General features: G+C 59.4%; 23 protein-coding genes and 1 other RNA gene. 16 read left to right on the plus strand and 8 right to left on the minus strand.

Annotated elements, in window-relative coordinates:
• Positions 1 to 1,534 (minus strand): M10 family metallopeptidase C-terminal domain-containing protein (locus tag N8H74_RS29280; protein WP_279309305.1); only part of this gene is annotated, 1,534 nt, incomplete at its 3' end.
• A gap of 205 nt (positions 1,535 to 1,739) precedes the next feature.
• Here N8H74_RS29280 and N8H74_RS09520 point away from each other — a divergent pair.
• Positions 1,740 to 2,384, plus strand: a complete 645-nt coding sequence (locus N8H74_RS09520) for an MBL fold metallo-hydrolase (RefSeq protein ID WP_217833874.1) — start codon at positions 1,740 to 1,742, stop codon at positions 2,382 to 2,384.
• 114 nt (positions 2,385 to 2,498) lie between these two features.
• Positions 2,499 to 3,233, plus strand: a complete 735-nt coding sequence (locus N8H74_RS09525) for an OmpA family protein (protein WP_217833875.1) — start codon at positions 2,499 to 2,501, stop codon at positions 3,231 to 3,233.
• 200 nt (positions 3,234 to 3,433) lie between these two features.
• On the opposite strand, the gene N8H74_RS09530 is transcribed toward N8H74_RS09525, so the two are convergent.
• Complete coding sequence (locus N8H74_RS09530) at positions 3,434 to 3,868, minus strand: DUF1043 family protein (protein ID WP_217833876.1); 435 nt, start codon at positions 3,866 to 3,868, stop codon at positions 3,434 to 3,436.
• Positions 3,869 to 4,012: 144 nt separating this feature from the next.
• Between N8H74_RS09530 and N8H74_RS09535 the strand changes: the two genes are divergently transcribed.
• From N8H74_RS09535 to zapE, 3 genes are all read left to right on the plus strand, one after another.
• Positions 4,013 to 4,642: an alpha/beta fold hydrolase gene (locus N8H74_RS09535; RefSeq protein ID WP_217833909.1), complete on the plus strand. Its 630-nt coding sequence runs from the start codon at positions 4,013 to 4,015 to the stop codon at positions 4,640 to 4,642.
• Positions 4,643 to 4,666: 24 nt separating this feature from the next.
• The gene (locus N8H74_RS09540; RefSeq protein WP_262147127.1) at positions 4,667 to 6,022 is read left to right on the plus strand and encodes a tryptophan--tRNA ligase; all 1,356 of its coding nucleotides are present in this window, start codon (positions 4,667 to 4,669) and stop codon (positions 6,020 to 6,022) included.
• A 90-nt stretch (positions 6,023 to 6,112) separates the two neighbouring features.
• Positions 6,113 to 7,207 carry a cell division protein ZapE gene (zapE, locus tag N8H74_RS09545; RefSeq protein WP_217833878.1) on the plus strand — a complete coding sequence of 365 codons (1,095 nt, stop codon included), beginning with the start codon at positions 6,113 to 6,115 and terminating at the stop codon, positions 7,205 to 7,207.
• A gap of 59 nt (positions 7,208 to 7,266) precedes the next feature.
• On the opposite strand, the gene N8H74_RS09550 is transcribed toward zapE, so the two are convergent.
• Positions 7,267 to 8,163 carry a GlxA family transcriptional regulator gene (locus tag N8H74_RS09550; RefSeq protein ID WP_217833910.1) on the minus strand — a complete coding sequence of 299 codons (897 nt, stop codon included), beginning with the start codon at positions 8,161 to 8,163 and terminating at the stop codon, positions 7,267 to 7,269.
• Between the two features lie 246 nt (positions 8,164 to 8,409).
• On the opposite strand from N8H74_RS09550, the gene N8H74_RS09555 reads away from it, so the two are divergent.
• Entirely contained in the window at positions 8,410 to 9,546 is a 1,137-nt protein-coding gene (locus N8H74_RS09555) for an acyl-CoA dehydrogenase family protein (RefSeq protein WP_262147128.1), read from the plus strand.
• A gap of 93 nt (positions 9,547 to 9,639) precedes the next feature.
• On the opposite strand, the gene N8H74_RS09560 is transcribed toward N8H74_RS09555, so the two are convergent.
• Positions 9,640 to 10,680, minus strand: coding sequence for an NADP(H)-dependent aldo-keto reductase (locus tag N8H74_RS09560; protein WP_262147129.1), 1,041 nt, complete (start codon positions 10,678 to 10,680; stop codon positions 9,640 to 9,642).
• Between the two features lie 244 nt (positions 10,681 to 10,924).
• Here N8H74_RS09560 and rplM point away from each other — a divergent pair, with 244 nt between their 5' ends.
• From rplM to N8H74_RS09595, 7 genes are all read left to right on the plus strand, one after another.
• Entirely contained in the window at positions 10,925 to 11,353 is a 429-nt protein-coding gene (rplM, locus tag N8H74_RS09565; protein ID WP_110964818.1) for a 50S ribosomal protein L13, read from the plus strand.
• A 14-nt stretch (positions 11,354 to 11,367) separates the two neighbouring features.
• Positions 11,368 to 11,760, plus strand: a complete 393-nt coding sequence (rpsI, locus tag N8H74_RS09570) for a 30S ribosomal protein S9 (RefSeq protein WP_217833881.1) — start codon at positions 11,368 to 11,370, stop codon at positions 11,758 to 11,760.
• Positions 11,761 to 12,027: 267 nt separating this feature from the next.
• Entirely contained in the window at positions 12,028 to 12,621 is a 594-nt protein-coding gene (gene petA / locus N8H74_RS09575) for a ubiquinol-cytochrome c reductase iron-sulfur subunit (protein ID WP_217833882.1), read from the plus strand.
• The gene (locus N8H74_RS09580) at positions 12,621 to 13,832 is read left to right on the plus strand and encodes a cytochrome bc complex cytochrome b subunit (protein WP_065261493.1); all 1,212 of its coding nucleotides are present in this window, start codon (positions 12,621 to 12,623) and stop codon (positions 13,830 to 13,832) included. The genes petA and N8H74_RS09580 overlap by 1 nt, the downstream gene beginning before the upstream one ends.
• Positions 13,832 to 14,614, plus strand: coding sequence for a cytochrome c1 (locus N8H74_RS09585; protein WP_217833883.1), 783 nt, complete (start codon positions 13,832 to 13,834; stop codon positions 14,612 to 14,614). Before N8H74_RS09580 ends, N8H74_RS09585 begins: the two co-directional genes overlap by 1 nt.
• Before the next feature lie 149 nt (positions 14,615 to 14,763).
• Positions 14,764 to 15,381: a glutathione S-transferase N-terminal domain-containing protein gene (locus tag N8H74_RS09590; RefSeq protein WP_217833884.1), complete on the plus strand. Its 618-nt coding sequence runs from the start codon at positions 14,764 to 14,766 to the stop codon at positions 15,379 to 15,381.
• A 16-nt stretch (positions 15,382 to 15,397) separates the two neighbouring features.
• Positions 15,398 to 15,811, plus strand: coding sequence for a ClpXP protease specificity-enhancing factor (locus N8H74_RS09595; RefSeq protein ID WP_217833885.1), 414 nt, complete (start codon positions 15,398 to 15,400; stop codon positions 15,809 to 15,811).
• A 49-nt stretch (positions 15,812 to 15,860) separates the two neighbouring features.
• Here N8H74_RS09595 and N8H74_RS09600 read toward each other — a convergent pair whose 3' ends face one another.
• From N8H74_RS09600 to N8H74_RS09615, 4 genes are all read right to left on the minus strand, one after another.
• Complete coding sequence (locus N8H74_RS09600; RefSeq protein ID WP_217833886.1) at positions 15,861 to 16,439, minus strand: BON domain-containing protein; 579 nt, start codon at positions 16,437 to 16,439, stop codon at positions 15,861 to 15,863.
• The gene (locus N8H74_RS09605) at positions 16,436 to 17,029 is read right to left on the minus strand and encodes a phosphoheptose isomerase (RefSeq protein ID WP_007928463.1); all 594 of its coding nucleotides are present in this window, start codon (positions 17,027 to 17,029) and stop codon (positions 16,436 to 16,438) included. Before N8H74_RS09605 ends, N8H74_RS09600 begins: the two co-directional genes overlap by 4 nt.
• Positions 17,030 to 17,131: 102 nt before the next feature.
• Complete coding sequence (locus tag N8H74_RS09610; RefSeq protein ID WP_217833887.1) at positions 17,132 to 17,494, minus strand: YraN family protein; 363 nt, start codon at positions 17,492 to 17,494, stop codon at positions 17,132 to 17,134.
• Complete coding sequence (locus tag N8H74_RS09615; protein ID WP_217833888.1) at positions 17,494 to 19,305, minus strand: penicillin-binding protein activator; 1,812 nt, start codon at positions 19,303 to 19,305, stop codon at positions 17,494 to 17,496. Before N8H74_RS09615 ends, N8H74_RS09610 begins: the two co-directional genes overlap by 1 nt.
• Positions 19,306 to 19,482: 177 nt before the next feature.
• On the opposite strand from N8H74_RS09615, the gene rsmI reads away from it, so the two are divergent.
• The 3 genes from rsmI to mraZ all read left to right on the plus strand — a co-directional run bounded on the left by rsmI (position 19,483) and on the right by mraZ (position 21,674).
• Positions 19,483 to 20,388, plus strand: a complete 906-nt coding sequence (rsmI, locus tag N8H74_RS09620) for a 16S rRNA (cytidine(1402)-2'-O)-methyltransferase (protein WP_262147174.1) — start codon at positions 19,483 to 19,485, stop codon at positions 20,386 to 20,388.
• Positions 20,389 to 20,461: 73 nt separating this feature from the next.
• An RNA gene (gene rnpB, locus N8H74_RS09625) (RNase P RNA component class A) lies at positions 20,462 to 20,815 on the plus strand.
• Positions 20,816 to 21,218: 403 nt separating this feature from the next.
• Positions 21,219 to 21,674 (plus strand): division/cell wall cluster transcriptional repressor MraZ, encoded by a 456-nt coding sequence (gene mraZ / locus N8H74_RS09630; protein ID WP_007917012.1) that lies wholly within the window; start codon positions 21,219 to 21,221, stop codon positions 21,672 to 21,674.

Here is a 21,674-nt window from a genome sequence, read left to right on the forward strand (position 1 = left end):
GTTCGACGACGACATCGTTGACGTTCTCCACGCCGTAGATGTCGTTGCCGGCACCACCGATCATGGTGTCGGCGCCCAGGCCGCCGAGCAGGCTGTTGTTGCCGGCGTTGCCGGTCAGGACGTTGTCCAGCGAGTTGCCGGTCAGGGTCAGGTCGGCGCTGTCGAGCATGGTGCCGTCTTCGACGTTGGCCGACAGGGTGTAGCTGACTTTGGTTCTGATCAGGTCACGACCTTCGCCTTCCAGTTCGACAACCACGTCGTTGACGTTCTCTACGCCGTAGATGTCGTCGCCGGCGCCGCCGATCATGGTATCGGCGCCCAGGCCGCCGAGCAGGCTGTTGTTGCCGGCGTTGCCGGTCAGGACGTTGTTCAGGGTGTTGCCAGTGGCAGTGAGGTTGGCGCTGCCAGTGAGGGTGAGGTTTTCCAGATTTGCACCGAGCACCCAGTCGACCGATGCGCGGACGGTGTCGATTTCCGTGGCCAGTGCGCTGGTTTCAATAATCACGTCTGCACTGTTGTCGACAACATAAGTGTCATTGCCTGTGCCACCGATCAGAGTGTCTGCACCAGCCTGGCCGTCGAGGAAGTTGTCCAGCGCGTTACCCGTCAGAGTGTCGTTGAATGCCGAGCCGATGGCGTTTTCGATCTTCGCACCGTAGGCAATCGCCAGCCCGTCATGGATGGAGGTCCAGCTGTTGTAATCAATGAAGTTCTTGCCAATCTGGCTGAAGGCTCCTTCATTCAAATTGATGCTGACGGCAGCAAGCTGGTTGCTTCCATCAATGGTGTCGTTGCCGCCGGCATCCCAGATGGTCTCGAAAACCGATTGATTCGCTGCCCACTTGTAAACGTTGTCGCCGGTTTGCCACAGCGTGTTGGCGCCATAGAGACTCTGGATCGCGAGGATGTCGAGGAGCATCGGCGTGGTGGGCTGATACGAATAGTTGCTGTTGTAGCTCATCACTGTGAAGTGCACATCGTCCAGTGCCGGATCCAGCAGTGTCTTGTTGGTTGCACTCACATCGAAGGGATGTTTGAGTCCCAGGGCGTGGCCGATTTCATGAACGAACGTCAGATAGTCGTAAGAGCCTTTACCCGGATTGGCATCGTTGGTCTGCGGGCCGATCCAGACGTCACCGGCTACCGGCGAGTTGGCGGGGAAATAGGCCCAGGCAGCGGTCTTGTCATCCATCAACCGATAACCGCCGAAACGCAAGTCACCGACATTGTTGATGTCGTCGGAGGTCAACGTGAAATTCAGATTGGCGACCGCACTCCAGTTGCCCAAGGCATCGGTAATCGCACTTTTCTGCCCCGACGTCAGCTCGTACAGCGCGTTGTATTCATTATCCGGGCTGTAGTTGGTGACGAAGTAAGAGGTGTTCGGGGCCATGAAGCTGTAGCTGAGATTGGTCGGCCCCAGCGGGCTCCAGTTCGAACCCAGCCAGTAAGAACCTGCGATCAGACTGTCGACGTATTTGTTGCCAGTCATCGATGAGGTGAAAGTGAAGGAGTACGACGAAGGTGTAGGCATGCGAGTTTCCTGAGTGCGCTGCGGCCCTTCCCGAATGCGACCGCTACAAAAAAGCGCGATTTTGCATCAGAAACGTTACGAATGACATCACTTGGCCATCACTTTCCGATTAATGACGCCAAATAAATGTCCCGGCCCCTGTGTCGGCGCTTGGCGTAGAATCCTGAGGCGAAAGTCAACGCCGTCTGTCCAGGATCTCTCTCCCATGTCTGCCCCAAGCCCTGCGCTTATCCGTGAAACCTTCCCTGTCGGCCCGTTGCAGTGCAACTGCACGATCATTGGCGACCCGATCACCAAAAAGGCCATCGTCGTCGATCCGGGCGGCAACCCGGATCTGATCATGGCGCGCCTCGATGCACTGGGCCTGAAGGTGGTCAGCATCATTCACACACACGCTCACCTCGATCACTTCCTGGCGTCGGGGCAGATGAAAGAGAAAACCGGTGCGACCCTGCACCTGCACAAGGAAGATCAGTTCCTCTGGGACAATCTCGAGATGCAGTGCCAGATGTTCGGAGTGCCTTACACCCCCGTGCCTTCACCGGATCGCTGGTTGAGCGACGATGAAGAACTGGCCTGCGGCTGCGGCGTTGCGCTGCACACGCCCGGACACACCCCGGGTTCCATGAGCTTTTGGTTTTCCGAGGCTAAGCTGTTGATTGCCGGCGACACGCTGTTCCGGCGCGGAGTAGGGCGCACGGATTTGTGGGGCGGTGATCAGGCCACCATCGTGCGTTCGATCAAGCAGCGGCTGTACACCCTGGACGAAGACGCGACAGTCATCGCCGGGCATGGTCCGGATACGCGTCTGGGCGACGAGATGCGCGAAAACCCGTTTGTGCGCGCCTAAACATTTTGTCACGGGTGCCCAGCGGAATTTTTGTGCATTGTCATGATCCAACGCCCGCACGGGCCAATTGCCAATGGCCGCTGCACCACAGAATGCAAAATGTAGGAGCACTCCATGTTCACCACGCGTCGTTTGATTATTGTCGCTACTGCCGTGGCCGTATTGTCCGGCTGCGCCTCGCCCAACCCGTATGACAATCAGGGCCAGGCCGACGGTGGCTCCCAGGGCATGAGCAAAACCGCCAAGTACGGCGGCCTCGGCGCGCTGGCCGGCGCATTGGCCGGTGCTGCCATCGATCACAATAACCGTGGCAAGGGCGCCTTGATCGGCGCGGCGGTGGTCGGTGCTTCGGCGGCCGGTTACGGCTACTACGCCGACCAGCAGGAAAAGAAACTGCGCGCCAGCATGGCCAACACCGGGGTTGAAGTGCAGCGTCAGGGCGACCAGATCAAGCTGATCATGCCGGGCAACATCACCTTCGCCACCGATTCGGCGAACATCGCTTCGAGCTTCTATCAGCCGCTGAACAACCTGGCCAACTCGCTGAAAGAGTTCAACCAGAACCAGATCGAGATCGTTGGTTACACCGACAGCACCGGTGCTCGCCAGCACAACATGGACCTGTCCCAGCGTCGTGCGCAGAGCGTGGCGACCTACCTGACCTCGCAAGGTGTCAGCGGTGCCAACCTGTCGGCCCGTGGCGCTGGCCCGGATAATCCGATTGCCAGCAACGCCGACGTCAATGGCCGGGCACAGAACCGTCGGGTCGAGGTCAACCTGAAGGCGATTCCGGGCCAGCAGTATGGTGGTCAGCAACAGCAGCCAGGTACGGTTCAGCAGTATCCGTAACCGCCAGCCTGAATGAGAAATGCCCGATCCCTGGTGGTCGGGCATTTTTTTGTGGCGCCGGTTCTGGCGCTTTCGCGAGCAAACCTGCTCCCACATGGGCAGAGCATTCCGATGCGTGGTGTGCCCGAAAAAAATCAGCAGATACAAAAAGCCCCCGGACAAGTGCTTGTCCGGGGGCTTTTTGTTGGCGCGAAGGCTGATTACTTCTTCAGGCCGTAATGCTCGTCGAGCATGCCCGGGGAATTCGGGGCTTTCGGCGCGTAGTCGCGCGGCGGTTCCTGGTCGCGCGGTGGCGTCAGGCGCTCGCGTGGCGCTTGTGCCGCTTCGGAGTGCAGAGACGCCAGCAGGCGTTGACGGGTCTGCTCGTCCAGGGCCAGACGGTTGGCGCCCTCGGCGAGATGATCCTGCACTTCCTGATAGCTCTGGGTCAGTTTCTTGACCAGATTGGCGGTGCTGTTGAAGTGGGTGACCACTTCGTTCTGATAACTGTCGAAACGTTCCTGAATATCGTCCAGTTGACGCTGCGTGCGGCTCGGCGCGGCGTTCGGCGCAACGCGTGCGATCAGGAATCCAATGGCGACACCCACAACCAGGGCAAGAGTCGGTAACAACCAAACTAAGAGCGAGTGTTCCACGAGTCCTTCCTCTATAAACGGCTTTGCTTTACGTTAACGGCTCGAACCTGCGCTGTATACCGCGATTCACTCGCAATAGATTGGCACAGACAATTTGCTAGACGAGTCGACCCGATTCGAGGTCACGGAGTTCCTTCCTTGCTGATGCGTGAAACCCCTGTAGTGATTGCCGGCCCAGTCGGTCAACTTGAAGCCTTATACCTCGACAGCGAGCAGCCGCGCGGCATCGCGCTGATCTGCCACCCGAACCCGGTGCAGGGCGGCACTATGCTCAACAAGGTCGTCTCGACCCTGCAACGCACCGCGCGCGACGCCGGCCTGATCACCCTGCGCTTCAACTATCGCGGGGTCGGCGCCAGCGAAGGCTCCCATGACATGGGCAGCGGTGAAGTCGACGATGCCCAGGCTGCCGCTGCATGGCTGCTGGAAAAACACCCGGATCTGCCGCTGACCCTGTTCGGTTTTTCCTTCGGCGGATTTGTTGCCGCAAGTCTCGGCGGCCGTCTCGAAGCGCAAGGCGTGCAGCTCAAGCACCTGTTCATGGTCGCGCCGGCGGTGATGCGCCTGGGCGATCAGGATCAACTGCCGCAACGGGGCGACTTGACCGTGATCCAGCCGGAAACCGACGAAGTTATCGATCCACAGCTGGTTTACCAATGGTCCGAACAACTCCAGCGCCCCCATGAGCTGCTGAAAGTGGCAGAATGCGGACACTTTTTTCATGGCAAGCTGACCGATCTCAAGGATCTGATCCTGCCGCGTCTCTCGAATTGATTGCAGTCTGACAAGCGATTACCCATGACGAACCGTACCCGCATCCTCACCGGCATCACCACCACCGGCACGCCGCACCTGGGCAACTACGCCGGCGCCATCCGCCCGGCGATCGTCGCCAGCCGTGACAGCAATGCCGATTCGTTCTACTTCCTGGCCGACTACCACGCCCTGATCAAGTGCGATGACCCGCTGCGCATCCAGCGCTCGCGTCTGGAAATCGCCGCGACCTGGCTGGCCGGTGGCCTGGATGTCGACCGCGTGACGTTCTACCGTCAGTCCGATATCCCGGAAATTCCCGAGCTGACCTGGCTGCTGACCTGCGTGGCCGCCAAGGGCCTGCTCAACCGCGCCCACGCCTACAAGGCTTCGGTGGACAAGAACGTCGAAACCGGTGAAGACCCGGACGCCGGCATCACCATGGGCCTCTACAGCTACCCGGTGCTGATGGCGGCGGACATCCTGATGTTCAACGCGCACAAGGTGCCGGTCGGTCGTGACCAGATCCAGCACGTGGAAATGGCCCGCGACATCGGCCAGCGCTTCAACCACCTGTTTGGCCAGGGCAAGGAGTTCTTCACCATGCCCGAGGCGCTGATCGAGGAAAGCGTTGCCACGCTGCCAGGCCTCGACGGTCGCAAGATGTCCAAGAGCTACGACAACACCATCCCGCTGTTCTCCAGTGCCAAGGACATGAAGGACGCGATCTCGCGGATCGTCACCGACTCCCGCGCACCGGGCGAAGCCAAGGATCCGGACAACTCGCATCTGTTCACGCTGTTCCAGGCGTTCGCCACTGCGGCGCAGGCCGACGAATTCCGCAGCGAACTGTTGCAGGGTCTGGGCTGGGGTGAGGCGAAGAATCGTCTGTTTCAGTTGCTCGACAACGAACTGGGCGAGTCCCGCGAGCGTTATCAGCAACTGATCGAACGTCCGGCGGATCTGGAAGACATCCTGCAACACGGCGCCAAAAAGGCCCGTGCGGTGGCAACGCCATTTCTCAACGAGCTGCGTGAAGCGGTCGGCCTGCGTTCTTTCGTCAGTCACGTGCAGGTTGCTGCGACCACCAAGAAGAAGGCCGCGAAAGCCGCGCGTTTCGTCAGCTTCCGTGAAGACGACGGCAGTTTCCGCTTCCGTCTGCTGGCCGCCGATGGCGAACAACTGCTGTTGTCGCGCAACTTCGCTGATGGCAAGGCTGCCGGGCAGGTGACCAAGCAACTGCAATCCGGCCAGCCGCTGGATGTGCGTAGTGAAGAACTGAGCTTTGGCATCTGGCTGGAAGGCGAATGCGTCGGCGACAGCCCGGCGTTCGCTGACAGCGCGGCGCGGGATGCGGCGATCGAGGCTTTGCGGATCGCTCTGACACCGGTTCAGGAATAATCAACGGTTCGGCCCGACCAAGGGCCGATTGCCATTCCCACGGGCCATCGCTACAGTGACGGCCCGTTTTTGTTGCCTTGCTAACGAATTATGACGCCCCTAGAACGATATCAAGCTGATCTGAAACGCCCGGACTTCTTCCATGACGCCGCGCAGGAAACTGCCGTGCGTCATTTGCAGCGGCTGTACGACGATCTGATCGCGGCCGAGCAGAACAAGCCGGGTTTGCTGGGCAAGCTGTTTGGCAAAAAGGATCAGACGCCGGTCAAGGGTCTGTACTTCTGGGGCGGCGTCGGTCGCGGCAAGACTTACCTGGTGGACACCTTCTTCGAAGCGTTGCCGTTCAAGGAAAAGACGCGCACGCACTTCCACCGCTTCATGAAGCGCGTACACGAAGAAATGAAAACCCTGGGTGGCGAGAAAAACCCGCTAACCATCATCGCCAAGCGCTTTGCGACCGAGTCGCGAGTCATCTGCTTCGATGAATTCTTCGTATCCGACATCACCGACGCCATGATCCTCGGCACGCTGATGGAAGAACTGTTCAAGAACGGCGTGACCCTGGTCGCGACTTCGAACATCGTGCCGGACGGCTTGTACAAGGACGGCCTGCAACGCGCGCGCTTCCTGCCGGCCATCGCGCTGATCAAGCAGAACACCGAGATCGTCAACGTCGACAGCGGCGTCGACTATCGCCTGCGTCACCTCGAACAAGCAGAGCTGTTCCACTATCCACTCGACGAAGCGGCCCACGAAAGCCTGCGCAAGAGCTTCCGCGCGCTGACGCCTGAATGCACCGCCGCCGTCGAAAATGACGTGCTGATCGTCGAAAACCGCGAAATCCGCGCCTTGCGCACTTGCGACGACGTGGCCTGGTTCGACTTCCGCGAACTGTGCGACGGCCCGCGCAGCCAGAACGACTACATCGAACTGGGCAAGATCTTCCACGCCGTGTTGCTCAGCGGCGTCGAGCAGATGAGCGTCGCCACCGACGACATCGCCCGGCGCTTCATCAACATGGTCGACGAGTTCTACGACCGCAACGTCAAGCTGATCATTTCTGCCGAAGTCGAGTTGAAAGACCTGTACACCGGCGGACGTCTGACGTTCGAGTTCCAGCGTACGCTGAGCCGCCTGCTGGAAATGCAATCCCATGAATTCCTGTCCCGGGCGCACAAGCCTTGAGACGATTCGTGAAATGAAAAAAGGGCCTGCACATGCAGGCCCTTTTTTATGGGCGGGGGTCAGGCAGCCTGCTGAAACTGCTGCCGATACTGGTTCGGCGACAGTTCGGTGTGCTGGCGGAACAATCGCGCGAAGAAGCTGGCGTCGTCGTAACCGACTTCGTAGCTGATGGTCTTGATGCTCTTGCGGCTGCCGGACAGCAGGCCCTTGGCGGTTTCGATGCGCAGCCGCTGCAGGTAGTGCAGCGGCTTGTCGCCGGTGGCGGTCTGGAAGCGGCGCATGAAGTTGCGGATGCTCATTCCATGCTCGCGCGCCACGTCTTCGAAGCGGAACTTGTCGGCGAAGTGCTCTTCGAGCCAATGCTGGATCTGCAGAATGATCACGTCCTGGTGCAGCTTCTGCCCGCCAAAACCGATGCGTCCCGGCGAGTAGCTGCGCTGCACTTCATAGAGAATGTCGCGGGCCACGGCTTGCGCCACGTTGGCGCCGCAGAAGCGTTCGATCAGGTAGATGTACAGGTCGCAGGCCGAGGTGGTGCCGCCAGCGCAATACAGGTTGTCGGCATCGGTCAGATGCTTGTCCTGATTGAGTTGTACCCGTGGGAAACGCTCGGCGAATGCATTGAAGAAACGCCAGTAGGTGGTCGCTTCCTTGCCATTGAGCAGGCCGGCCTCGGCCAGCCAGAACACGCCGGTGGCTTCGCCGCACAGCACGGCGCCACGGGCATGTTGCTCGCGCAGCCAGGGCAGGATCTGTGGATAACGTTTGCACAGCGTATCGAAGTCATCCCAGAAGGCCGGGAGGATGATCACGTCGGCGTTTTCCAGGCCGCCGTCCACCGGCATGACCACGTCACTGAAGCTGTTCACCGGTTTGCCGTCGGGGCTGACCAGGCGTGTTTCGAACGCCGGAGTCAGGCCGTGGCCCAGTTGTTTGCCGTAACGCAGGCTGGCCAGATGGAAGAAATCCTTGGCTTGCATGAGGGTGGAAGCGAAAACCCGGTCGATTGCCAGGATGCTGACGCGCCGCAAGGGCGTGGAGACTTGCTTGGACATAATTCAACTTTTGTTTTTATAAGGGAAAGTGGTCACCAGACGGCTGGATCGTCTTATTTTTTGTCGGGTGTGTCCAGTGTCCTGTATCGGAAGCAAGGCATAGTCTCTGAAGGTCTGATCCGTCCAACAATAAAGAAAAGGTGCCGCATGATTCCCAGAACCTTGTTCAGCCCAGAGCACGAATTGTTCCGCGACAGCGTCCGAACATTCCTCGAAAAGGAGGCGGTGCCGTTCCATGGGCAATGGGAAAAACAGGGCTACATCGACCGCAAGCTGTGGAACAAGGCGGGGGAGGCGGGGATGCTCTGCTCGCACCTGCCCGAGGAGTACGGCGGTCTGGGGGCGGATTTTCTCTACAGTGCGGTGGTGATCGAGGAGGTCGGTCGTCTCGGTCTGACCGGTATCGGTTTCTCCCTGCATTCGGACATCGTCGCGCCGTACATCCTGCATTACGGCAGTGAGTCGCTGAAACACAAATACCTGCCGAAACTGGTCAGTGGCGAGATGGTCACGGCCATCGCGATGACCGAGCCGGGCGCCGGTTCCGATCTGCAAGGGGTCAAGACCACAGCGGTGCTGGACGGCGACGAATACGTGATCAATGGCTCGAAGACCTTCATCACCAACGGCTATCTGGCCGACCTGGTGATCGTTGTCGCCAAGACCGATCCGAAGGCCGGGGCGAAAGGCACCAGCCTGTTTCTGGTGGAGGCGAATACGCCGGGCTTCGACAAGGGCAAGCGCCTGGAGAAGGTCGGAATGAAGGCCCAGGACACGTCGGAATTGTTCTTCCAGGATGTGCGCGTGCCAAAGGAAAACCTGCTGGGGCAGGCTGGAATGGGCTTTGCGTACTTGATGCAGGAGCTGCCGCAGGAGCGCCTGACCGTAGCGATTGGCGGTCTGGCTTCGGCCGAGGCGGCGCTGCAATGGACGCTGGATTACACCCGTGACCGCAAGGCGTTCGGCAAGGCAATCGCCGACTTCCAGAACACCCGTTTCAAACTGGCGGAGATGGCGACCGAGATTCAGATCGGCCGGGTCTTCGTCGATCGCTGCCTGGAGCTGCACCTGCAAGGCAAGCTCGACGTGCCGACGGCGGCAATGGCCAAATACTGGGGCACCGATCTGCAATGCAAGGTGCTCGACGAATGCGTGCAACTGCACGGCGGCTACGGGTTCATGTGGGAATACCCGGTGGCCCGGGCGTGGGCGGATGCGCGGGTGCAGCGGATCTATGCCGGCACCAATGAAATCATGAAGGAGATCATTGCGCGCTCGCTTTGAGTTTTGCAGTGGTCTTGGCGCAAACCCGCTGCCACGGAGTCCAGAGTGACCCCATGGCAGCGGGCTCGCTTGCGAAGGTGGTTTACCGGCCGATCAAGGCGCCGGGTTCGGGTGATCCTTGTGAATCGCCTCGATCCCCGCCAGCACCTCATCCGACAGCTTCAGGTCGAAACTGGCGATGTTGCTGTCCAGTTGCTCCAGGGTGGTTGCGCCAATGATGTTGCTGGTGACGAACGGTTGCTGGGTGACGAAGGCCAGGGCCATTTGCGCCGGGTCCAGACCGTGTTCCCGGGCCAGTGCCACGTAACGGCTGCACGCCGCTTCCGATTGCGGGTTGAAGTAGCGGCTGAAGCGGCTGTAGAGGCTCAGGCGGCCTTTCGGCGGGCGCGCGCCCCCTTCGTACTTGCCCGAGAGGAAACCGAACGCCAGGGGCGAATAGGCGAGCAGGCCGCACTGTTCGCGGATGGCGATTTCCGCCAGGCCCACCTCGAAGCTGCGGTTGAGCAGGTTGTACGGGTTCTGGATCGACACCGCGCGCGGCCAGCCACGGGCTTCGGCCAGGGCCAGGAAGCGCATGGTGCCCCACGGGGTTTCGTTGGACAGGCCGATGTGACGGATCTTGCCGGCGCGCACCTGTTCATCCAGCGCGTCGAGGGTGTCTTCGAGCGGGGTGAGGTTGGCCTCGATCTTGTGCTTGTAGCCGAGTTGGCCGAAGAAGTTGGTGCTGCGCTCCGGCCAGTGCAACTGGTAGAGGTCGATGTAGTCGGTCTGCAGGCGCTTGAGGCTGGCGTCCACCGCCTCGGTGATGTGCTGGCGGTTGTGGCGCAGGTTTTTGTCGCGGATGTAGTCGATGGTGTTGCCGGGGCCGGCGATCTTGCTCGCCAGGATCCAGTCGGCACGATCGCCGCGACTCTTGAAGTAGTTGCCGATGTAGCGCTCGGTTGTGGCGTAGGTGTCGGCCTTTGGCGGCACCGGGTACATCTCGGCGGTGTCGATGAAATTGATCCCGGCTTCCTTGGCCCGCTCGATCTGGGTGAAGGCTTCAGCTTCGGTGTTTTGCTCGCCCCAGGTCATGGTGCCGAGGCAGATTGCACTCACGTTCAGGTCGGTACGGCCTAGCTGGCGATAGTCCATCGGGTGCTCCTTGGGCAAAACAATCATAAAAGCAGGTTGAAAATTTTTTCGCAATCTGCATAATTGCCGACCTCTTTCTGCAGTGGAAGTGATGCGCCGCCGCCGAAGAATCTTGCCGTTGAACGGACGCGCCGACCCGAGCCCCCGAAAGCGTCTGTATCCGGCTGCCTTTGACTTGTCAAAGTACGCACTATTCAGTAAGATCCGCCGTCTTATTTACAGGCGGCCCCTGAGGCTATAAAGAATGAAAACTTTTACTGCTAAACCGGAAACAGTAAAGCGCGACTGGTTTGTCGTCGACGCTGCTGGTCAGACCCTGGGTCGTCTGGCCACCGAAATCGCGAGCCGCCTGCGTGGCAAGCACAAGCCTGAGTACACTCCTCACGTTGACACCGGCGACTACATCGTCGTAATCAACGCCGAGCAAATCCGTGTAACCGGCGCTAAAACCAGCGACAAAATGTACTACTCCCACTCCGGTTTCCCGGGCGGCATCAAGTCGATCAACTTCGAAAAGCTGATCGCCAAAGCCCCTGAGCGCGTGATCGAGACCGCGGTTAAAGGCATGCTGCCTAAGAACCCGCTGGGTCGCGACATGTACCGTAAGCTGAAAGTCTATGCGGGCGCTGCTCACCCTCATACTGCTCAGCAGCCCCAAGAACTGAAGATTTAACGGAATAGTTCATTATGTCGGCGACTCAAAATTACGGCACTGGCCGTCGCAAGACCGCAACCGCACGCGTTTTCCTGCGTCCAGGTACCGGTAAAATCTCCATCAACAACCGCACTCTGGACACGTTCTTCGGTCGCGAAACTGCCCGCATGGTAGTTCGTCAGCCGCTGGAACTGACCCAGACCGTCGAGAAATTCGACATCTACGTTACCGTTATCGGCGGTGGTGTGAGCGGTCAGGCTGGCGCAATCCGTCACGGCATCACTCGTGCCCTGATGGACTACGACGAAACCCTGCGTAGCGCTCTGCGCAAAGCTGGCTTCGTTACTCGCGACGCCCGTGAAGTTGAACGTAAGAAAGTTGGTCTGCGTAAAGCGCGTAAGCGTCCGCAGTACTCGAAGCGTTAATTCCGCTTCCACGTTCAAAAAGAACGCCCGATTCCTTGCGGAATCGGGCGTTTTTTTATGCGTGCGATTTATCAAAGAATTGCGCTGTGACAACTTGCCACATTCGTAGACCCCCTATACTACAAGGCTTGGGGGCCTGGGCTTCCGGTAATTCCCTTGTCAGAATTGGGGGTTTTCATTACCATTCGGCAAAATTTTTATAAGTACATAGTTTTATTTAGTAGATGCCTGATTTAACAGGCCACAAAGCTGATGGGAGAGGACTGAATGAGCAATGACGGCGTGAATGCAGGCCGGCGTCGCTTCTTGGTAGCAGCCACATCCGTGGTGGGTGCTGCTGGAGCGGTGGGGGCTGCGATACCGTTCGTGGGGTCATGGGTTCCAAGTGCCAAGGCGAAAGCCGCCGGTGCGCCGGTGAAGGTGAATGTCAGCAAAATCGAGCCGGGACAGCAGATGATTGCTGAGTGGCGCGGCCAGCCGGTGTTCATTGTCCGCCGTACTCCGGAAATCCTGGGGAATCTCAAGAAGATCGAGGGCCAGCTCTCCGATCCAACCTCCAAAAACTCCACGCAACCCACCTATGTCGACCCTGAAGTGCGTTCGATCAAGCCGGAAATCCTGCTGCTGATCGGGATCTGCACACACCTGGGTTGCTCTCCGACCTTCCGTCCCGAAGTGGCACCCGCGGATCTGGGCAAAGACTGGGTAGGCGGCTATTTCTGCCCTTGCCACGGTTCCCACTACGATCTGGCTGGCCGCGTCTACAAGTCGCAACCTGCGCCTTTGAACCTGCCAGTACCCCCGCATTCCTATGAGACCGATGAGCTGATCGTCATTGGCGTCGATACGGAGAAAGCGTGATGAGCAAGTTCATGGATTGGGTTGATGCACGCTTCCCCGCCACCAAAATGTGGGAAGACCATCTCAGCAAGTATTACGCGCCAAAAAACTTCAACTTCTTCTACTTCTTCGGTTCCCTGGCGCTGCTCGTTCTGGTCAACCAGATCGTCACCGGTGTCTGGCTGACCATGAGCTACACCCCGTCGGCAGAAGAGGCGTTCGCTTCCGTCGAATACATCATGCGCGACGTCGAGTACGGCTCGATCCTGCGTCTTTTGCACTCCACCGGCGCCTCGGCGTTCTTCATCGTGGTCTATCTGCACATGTTCCGTGGCCTGCTCTACGGTTCGTACCAGAAACCCCGCGAGCTGGTGTGGGTGTTCGGCATGCTGATCTACCTGGCGCTGATGGCCGAAGCCTTCATGGGTTATCTGTTGCCATGGGGCCAGATGTCCTACTGGGGTGCCCAGGTCATCATCTCGCTGTTCGGCGCCATTCCGGTGATTGGCAACGACCTGACCCAGTGGATCCGTGGTGACTATCTGATTTCCGGGATCACCCTGAACCGCTTCTTCGCCTTGCACGTGGTTGCCCTGCCGATCGTCATTCTCGGTCTGGTGGTGCTGCACATCCTGGCGCTGCACGAAGTCGGTTCGAACAACCCGGACGGCGTGGACATCAAGAAACACAAAGACGAAAACGGCGTACCGCTGGACGGCATTGCCTTCCACCCGTACTACACCGTGAAAGACATCGTCGGCGTGGTGGTGTTCTTGTTCATCTTCTGTTTCATCGTGTTCTTCTTCCCGGAAATGGGCGGTTATTTCCTCGAAAAACCGAACTTCGAACAGGCCAACCCGTTCAAGACGCCTGAGCACATTGCTCCGGTCTGGTACTTCACGCCGTTCTACGCGATCTTGCGTGCGGTTCCGGACAAACTCATGGGCGTCATCGCCATGGGCGCGGCGATTGCGGTGCTGTTCGTCCTGCCGTGGCTGGATCGCAGCCCGGTCAAATCGATGCGCTACAAGGGCTGGATGAGCAAGATCTGGCTGGTGGTGTTCTGCATTTCCTTCGTGATCCTCGGCATCCTGGGCGTTCTGGCGCCGACGCCGGAGCGTACGCTGGTATCGCAGATTTGCACCTTCCTGTATTTCGCCTACTTCATTCTGATGCCTTTCTACACCAGGCTCGAGAAGACCAAACCGGTTCCGGAAAGGGTGACTGGCTGATGAAAAAGTTATTTTTTGCACTGATTTTTGCTGCGTTGCCTGTCCTGTCCTTTGCGGCTGAACACGGTGGTCCGGAACTGGAAAAAGTCGATATCGATGTTTCCGACAAAGCTGCCCTTCAGGATGGCGCACGCACGTTCGCCAACTACTGCATGGGCTGCCACAGCGCCAAGTTCCAGCGTTACGAGCGGGTCGCCGATGATCTGGGCGTTCCTCATGAAATGATGCTGGAAAAACTGGTGTTCACCGGTGCCAAGATTGGCGACCACATGAATATCGGCATGCAACCGGCCGATGCCAAGACCTGGTTCGGCGCCGCGCCACCGGACCTGACCCTGGTGGCTCGCGTGCGTGGCACTGACTGGCTTTACGGTTACCTGCGTTCGTTCTATGAAGATCCTGCGCGTCCATGGGGCGTGAACAACAAGGTCTTTCCGAACGTCGGCATGCCTAACGTGCTGGTCGGCCTGCAAGGTCGTCAGGTCGTGGGTTGCAAACAGGTGCAGATCGTCGAAGACGGCAAGAAGCAATATGATCCGCTGACCGGTACGCCTCTGACTCATGAAGCGTGCGATCAACTGACCATCGTGCCGAAATCCGGGACGCTCAACGAAGAGCAGTTCGATGAGAAGGTCAAGAATCTGGTAACCTTCCTGGCTTACTCGGCTAACCCGGTTAAGCTGCAACATCAGCGCATCGGTACTTACGTCTTGCTGTACCTGGCGTTCTTCTTTGTGTTCGCCTACCTGCTCAAGCGTGAATACTGGAAAGACGTGCACTGATACGCTTCAAGCAATTGCTGTTTTAATCGCGCGCGCCCAAGGGCGTCTCCGCAAACGCAGGACCTGGTCAGTCGGGTCCTGCAGGAGACGCCCTCTGGGCGCGCGCGTTTTTCCGGCTCCGACAATTTCAACAAGCGAGGAGGATCGCCATGGGCGTGACCAATCGGTTGGCCTGTTACTCCGACCCCGCCGACCACTATTCCCACCGAGTACGCATCGTGCTTGCAGAGAAGGGTGTCAGCGCCGAGATCATTTTTGTGGAGGCTGGTCGTCAGCCGCCTAAACTGATTGAGGTGAACCCTTACGGAAGTCTGCCCACCCTGGTCGATCGCGACCTGGCGCTGTGGGAGTCGACCGTGGTGATGGAGTATCTGGATGAGCGTTACCCGCATCCGCCGTTGATGCCGGTCTATCCGGTGGCGCGTGCCAACAGCCGCCTGCTGATACACCGTATCCAGCGCGACTGGTGTGGTCTGGTGGACTTGATTCTGGATCCCAAGACCAAGGATGCGGCCCGTGCCGTGGCGCGCAAGGAATTGCGCGAAAGCCTGACAGGCGTGTCGCCGCTGTTTGCCGACAAGCCGTTTTTCCTCAGTGAGGAACAAAGTCTGGTGGATTGCTGCCTATTGCCAATACTCTGGCGTTTGCCGATTCTGGGTATAGAACTGCCGCGGCCCGCCAAGCCGCTGCTTGATTACATGGAGCGTCAGTTTGCGCGTGAGGCTTTCCAGGCGAGTCTGTCTGGTGTCGAACGCGACATGCGCTAAGGCTTAAGGAGCCGCTATGAACTCCAGTCGACCTTATCTGGTCCGCGCGCTCTACGAGTGGATTGTGGATAACGATTGCACCCCGCACATGCTGGTCAATTCCGAATACCCGGCGGTACAGGTGCCGCAGGGTTTCGCCAGTGACGGACAGATTGTCCTGAACATTTCGCCCAGTGCCGTGCGCCATTTGCACATGGACAACGACGTTGTGACTTTCGAAGGTCGCTTCGGTGGTGTCCCGCACAGCCTGTACGTGCCGATTGCCGCGATTCTGGGTATCTACGCCCGGGAAAACGGTCAGGGCATGGTCTTCGATCTCGAGTCGCCGATGGATGACGAAGACGACATCGAGTCCGATGATGACCTGCCACCACCGGACAGTGAGCCGCCGCGTCCAAGCGGCCGGCCAAGCCTGAAAGTGGTGAAGTAACAAAAAAGGCGATCCTTGCGGATCGCCTTTTTTATTGGGCGGGCAGTGCTCAGTCAATGTACTCGAACAGCTTCACAATCTTCTGCACGCCGGAAACGCCCTGCACCAGATTGGTCGCCTGTTGGGCTTCCTGCTTGGTCAGCAGGCCGAGCAGATAGACGATGCCGTTCTCGGTCACGACCTTGATGCGTGAGCCTGGAATGCTGGCGTCAGTCAGCATCTGGGTTTTGATCTTGGTCGTCAGCCACGAGTCGTTCTGGCGGGCGAGGAAGCTCGAGGGTGCGATCACTTGCAGTTCGTTATGCACCTTCTTCACGCGTTGCACGTTGGCGGCAGCCTGTTCGGCCTTTTCCTTGAGGTCTGCACGCGGGGTCTGACCGGCCAGCAGCACCACGCCGTTGAAGCTGGTGACGACGATGTGCGAGTCGTTGTCCAGGCCTGGGTCGGCTTTGGCCACGTTGACACCGACTTTGGTTTCGATCAGTGAGTCATCGATCTTGCTGCCGAAGGTGCGGGTGCCACGGTCGTCTTCGATCGGCGCTTCGCGGCTGGCATTCACCACCGACGTGCAGCCGCTGATGCCGAGGCAAAGGGTCAAGGCCAGAAGGCCAAGGCGATTAGGGGTCATTCTTCACTCCCGAACAGTTGGCTGTCGATCAGATCGCAAAGGCAATGGATCGCCAGCAAGTGGACTTCCTGAATACGTGCGGTGACGTTGGCCGGAACGCGAATCTCGACGTCTTCGGGCAGCAGCAGCGAGGCCATGCCGCCGCCGTCGCGTCCGGTCAATGCTACGACAATCATTTCGCGATCATGTGCGGCCTGGATCGCCTGAATAATGTTCGCCGAGTTACCGCTGGTCGAAATGGCCAGCAAAACGTCGCCCGGCTGGCCGAGGGCGCGGATCTGCTTGGAGAACACTTCGTTGTAGCTGTAGTCGTTGGCGATCGAGGTGATCGTCGAACTGTCGGTGGTCAGGGCGATGGCCGGCAGGCTCGGACGCTCGCGCTCGAAGCGGTTGAGCAGTTCGGAGGAGAAATGCTGGGCGTCGCCGGCAGAGCCACCGTTGCCGCACGAAAGCATTTTCCCTTCGTTCAGCAGGGCGTTGACCATCACTTGGCTGGCTTGCTCGATGTGCGGTGCAAGTACGTCCATCGCCTGTTGCTTGGTGTCGATGCTGGCCTGGAAGAGCTGGCGAATTCGGGATTGCATGTCCATCTGTGTGACCTTAATTAGCGCGGCTGTCCGGCACATGAATGTGCAGCCCGCAACGCAAAGAGCAAAAGTGTTGGGTGAATATGTCCGGGGCGGTGCAGGCGATCAACTGTCGAAAGCATTCTGCAACCAGTTCAACTGATCCTGGTGACTGTCGATAGCCACCACGTCGAAGCGGCAGGGGGAATTGGCCCAACGCGATTCGCGCTGAAGAAAATACTGTGCGGCGAAAATCAGTTTCTGCCGTTTGCGCCCATCGATGCTATCGAGCGCGCCACCCCATTGAGTGTTCTTGCGGTAACGAACTTCGACGAATACTACTGTATCGCCATCAAGCATGACCAGATCCAGCTCGCCGCGTCTGCAGGTCCAGTTCTGCGCCAGCAGGCGCAGACCCTGGTGTTGCAGATGCTCGAGCGCCTGGCGCTCGGCATCCTTGCCGCTTTGCAGGTGCGAGCTGTCGGGCATCAGCGCGGGGTATCCGGCAGGCGCTGAACCTGACCGTTGACGAACTGTGCCCATGGCAGTTGGCGCACGACGCGCTGGGTCTGGGTCATGCCGAGGCTGCCCGACTGGCCTTCGACGCGGCTGTCCGGCAACGCCTTGAGTTGAGACAGGCGTGGTGCCAGGCGATAGGCGTCCACACCCATCGCGTACAGGCGGCCAAGGCTGCCGGCGGCTTGCGGCCATTGCGCGGTGACTTGCTGGCGCAGTGGGTCGCTGGTTTCCAGCAGCCACGGGGTTTCGCAGAAGCGCACGCCGTTCATGTCGTTGTACTGGTTGACGTCGCCGCTGGCACTGAACACATGGGACGTCGCGTAAACCGGAACGTCGCCCGCGTACTGGAAGTTCAGGGTCGGCTTGATCTGCTGGGCCTGTTGCGGCGTCGCGGCGAGGAAGATGAATTCGATGTCCTGGCGACGCGAAGGCTGCGCGGCGACGTTGGTGCCGGCGGCATTCTGCAGGCTCTTGGCGCGGGCTTCGCTCTGGCGCAGCTGGAACATGTCGGCGATCTGCTGGGCCAGTTGCACCGGCTGATCGACCCGTTCGGTGGCAACGATGCTGCCGCCGTTGGCTTGCCAGTCCTGGCTGAACGCCCGCAGGACACGATCGCCCCATTCGCCTTTCGGCACCATGATTGCGGCGCGGTGCAGGCCGTCGGCGCGGGCGCGACGGGACACTTCACGGGCTTCGTCTTCCGCCGCCAGACCGAACTGGAACAGCTGCGCCGGGCCTTGCTCGCCTTCGCTGTAGTTCAGCGCCAGGGTGGTGATCGGCAGTTGCGGGCGAGTGCTCAGTTGCTTGACCAGCGGTTTTTCCAGCGGACCAACGACCAGTTGCACGCCATCGGCCTGCGCCTTGCGGTAGAACTCGTCGAGGTTGCTCAGTTTCGAGCTGTCATAGAACACAATGGCTGGCGGCTTCTGGCCGGCCTGTTGTGCCTGGTAGTGGGCGGCCATGAAGCCTTCGCGCAGCGCTTTGCCGACCGAGGCCAGTTGGCCGTCCTGTGGCAGCAGCAGGGCGATCTTGCTCAGGGGTTGGCTCGCCAGTTCCTTGAGTTTGGTCAGTGGCAGCGGCAGGTTGATCGCGGCCGGGTGTTTAGGGTGCTGCGAGCGCCAGGTGTCGATGGCGGCTTGCTGCTGCTCCAGGGTGCCAGCGGTTTTTACCGCCAGGGCCAGGCTCATCCAGCCACCCAGATCGTCGGTGTTGTTCGGTTGCAGTTGGTCGGTCGGCAGCGAGGCGATCAGGGTCCAGATCGCTTCGTGGTTCTTGCTTGCGGCTTCGCCTTCGAGCATCGGCGCGATGAAGACACGCTCGCGGGCGGCGGCCAGGGTCTGGCCGTCGGCTTCGAGGGCGCGGGCGCGCACCAGGCCGGTACGCACTTGCAGCCCGCCAGACATTTCGCTGAGGTTTTGCAGGCTTGGGTGGTTCAGCGCGGCCAGTGCGGCTTTCGGCTGATTGCGGGTCATCGCCAGCTCGGCGGAGAGGGTGCTGGCGAAGGCCTGCTGACCCGGCTTGAGCTGATCCATCGGCACTTGTTGCAGGATCTGCGCGGACTGCCCGGCATTGCCCTGACGGTAAGCCAGATCCGCCGCGCTCAGGCGCAACAGGGCGGCCTTGTCCGGGGTCTTGCTCTGGGCGGCCTGTTCGAGCAGTTGCTCGATGCTGGCATCCGGAGTCCGTGGAAGTTCGCCAAGGCTGGAGGAAGGAGAGCTGGCGCAGGCCGCCAACAGGGCAGCGAGGCAGAGGGCAGTGAACAGCCGCAAGCAAGCGATCATGTAAGTGTTCCTGATACTCGATCAAATTAGTGTCGAATTGTACCCAAGCGCTGGCCGGGGTGCGATGTTACTGGCGTGAATCCGTCAATTTAGCTGAAGCAAATGTTGCGGCGCCGCACAACCCTGCGCAAAACCGCGACGGCCTCCGACACGTCGCAAGGCTTGTGACGCGCTACAATGGCGGCTTTTACCGACCATGAGGTGTGCGCTTTGACTGCTCCAGGTGCTTTGAATTCCGCTGCTGGCTCGCTTTATGTGGTGGCGACGCCCATCGGCAACCTGGACGACATCAGCGCCCGGGCGTTGAAAATCCTGCGTGAAGTGTCGCTGATCGCCGCCGAGGACACCCGCCACTCCCAGCGCCTGATGCAACACTTCGGTATCGCCACGCCGCTGGCGGCCTGTCATGAGCACAACGAGCGCGATGAGGGCAGCCGCTTCATTACTCGCCTGCTGGCGGGGGACAATGTGGCGCTGATTTCCGATGCCGGCACGCCGCTGATTTCCGATCCGGGTTATCACCTGGTGCGTCAGGCGCGCGCGGCGGGGATCAATGTCGTGCCGGTGCCGGGTGCGTGTGCGTTGATCGCGGCGCTGTCGGCGGCGGGCCTTCCATCCGATCGGTTCATCTTCGAAGGCTTCCTGCCGGCCAAGGCTGTGGGGCGCAAGGCGCGGCTGGAGGCGATCAAGGAAGAGCCGCGTACGTTGATTTTCTACGAAGCGCCACACCGCATCCTCGAGTGCCTGCAGGATATGGAAGAAGTGTTTGGCGCTGATCGTCCGGCGCTGCTCGCCCGTGAGCTGACCAAGACCTTCGAAACCCTCAAGGGCTTGCCGCTGGCCGAGTTGCGCGGGTTTGTCGAAGCTGACAGCAATCAGCAGCGTGGCGAATGTGTGGTGCTGGTCGCTGGCTGGACGGCGCCTGCGTCGGAGGATGCGGTCAGCAGCGAGGCGATGCGCATTCTCGACCTGCTGCTCGAAGAGATGCCGCTCAAGCGTGCCGCCGCGCTGGCGGCGCAAATCACCGGTGAGCGCAAAAACGTGCTTTATCAGGTCGCGCTGGATAAACAGAAGGGTGCGTAACCCGTCGCGCAGACCGGTCTTGCGGCTATTAGCGCTTGTTCTTCGGCCGCTCTGCCGTTAACCTGCGCGGCGGAGAGTCGATCGGACAGTCGCTGCCCTCTATGAAAATTAGAGGGGGGAGGAAAGTCCGGGCTCCATAGGGCGAAGTGCCAGGTAACGCCTGGGAGGCGTGAGCCTACGGAAAGTGCCACAGAAAATAACCGCCTAAGCGCTTCGGCGCCGGTAAGGGTGAAAAGGTGCGGTAAGAGCGCACCGCACGTCTGGCAACAGTTCGTGGCTAGGTAAACCCCACTTGGAGCAAGACCAAATAGGGTCCCAAGGCGTGGCCCGCGCTGGGACCGGGTAGGTTGCTAAAGATGTCCAGTGATGGCCATCGTAGACGAATGACTGTTCAAGACAGAACCCGGCTTACAGATCGACTCTCCACCTTTTTCTTTTCCCTGCTTGAATTAAAAGCGACAGGGCTGTTTATTATCAGCAGGCCTGCGCTGGAAAACCGGCAGCGGCAAACGCAGTAATAGCCATTTCCCACCTCGCTTCAATCAACAGCAGAAGCGCTTTTGTAATACCGAAAAATTCTTACTCTTAACAAATTACTTTAACTTTCGAGCGCAGCTTTCTGTGCTGTCTCAAGTTATGGGTCGCCAGTCTCCGTCAGATTCTCGTTACCTCTCCTTTTATGCTCCTAAATCTCCGTTCTGTAAGGGTTTTCCTTTAATCCGCGCCTTGACGGTGTGGTGGGCGCATTCCTATAGTGTGCGCAAGTGGCGGAAAGTGGCATGAAGTGGGTTTTTTGAGCTCAAAACGCTAAAAAATGGAGAAACGCTGACGTGTTTCGCGGAGCTAACGCTATCAGTCTCGATGCAAAGGGCCGTCTCGCCATGCCGAGCCGGTACCGTGACGAGCTCGATTCGCGCAGTTCCGGGCAGTTGATCGTGACGATCGACGCCGTTGATCCGTGTTTGTGTGTCTACCCGCTCGATGAGTGGGAAATTATCGAAACCAAACTGCGCGCACTCCCTTCGCTTCGCGAAGAGAACCGTCGCCTGCAACGTTTATTGATTGGTAACGCCGTCGACCTCGAACTCGACGGCAGTGGTCGTTTTCTGGTTCCGCCGCGTCTGCGCGAATACGCAAAGCTCGACAAGCGGGCAATGCTGGTGGGCCAACTGAACAAGTTCCAGCTGTGGGACGAAGATGCCTGGAATGCGGTTTCCGCCGCTGACCTGGCTGCCATACAACAACCGGGCGCCATGCCTGACGAACTGCGTGATCTGATCCTGTGA

The organism is Pseudomonas sp. B2M1-30 (assembly GCF_025447575.1).
Lineage (GTDB): Bacteria > Pseudomonadota > Gammaproteobacteria > Pseudomonadales > Pseudomonadaceae > Aquipseudomonas > Aquipseudomonas botevensis.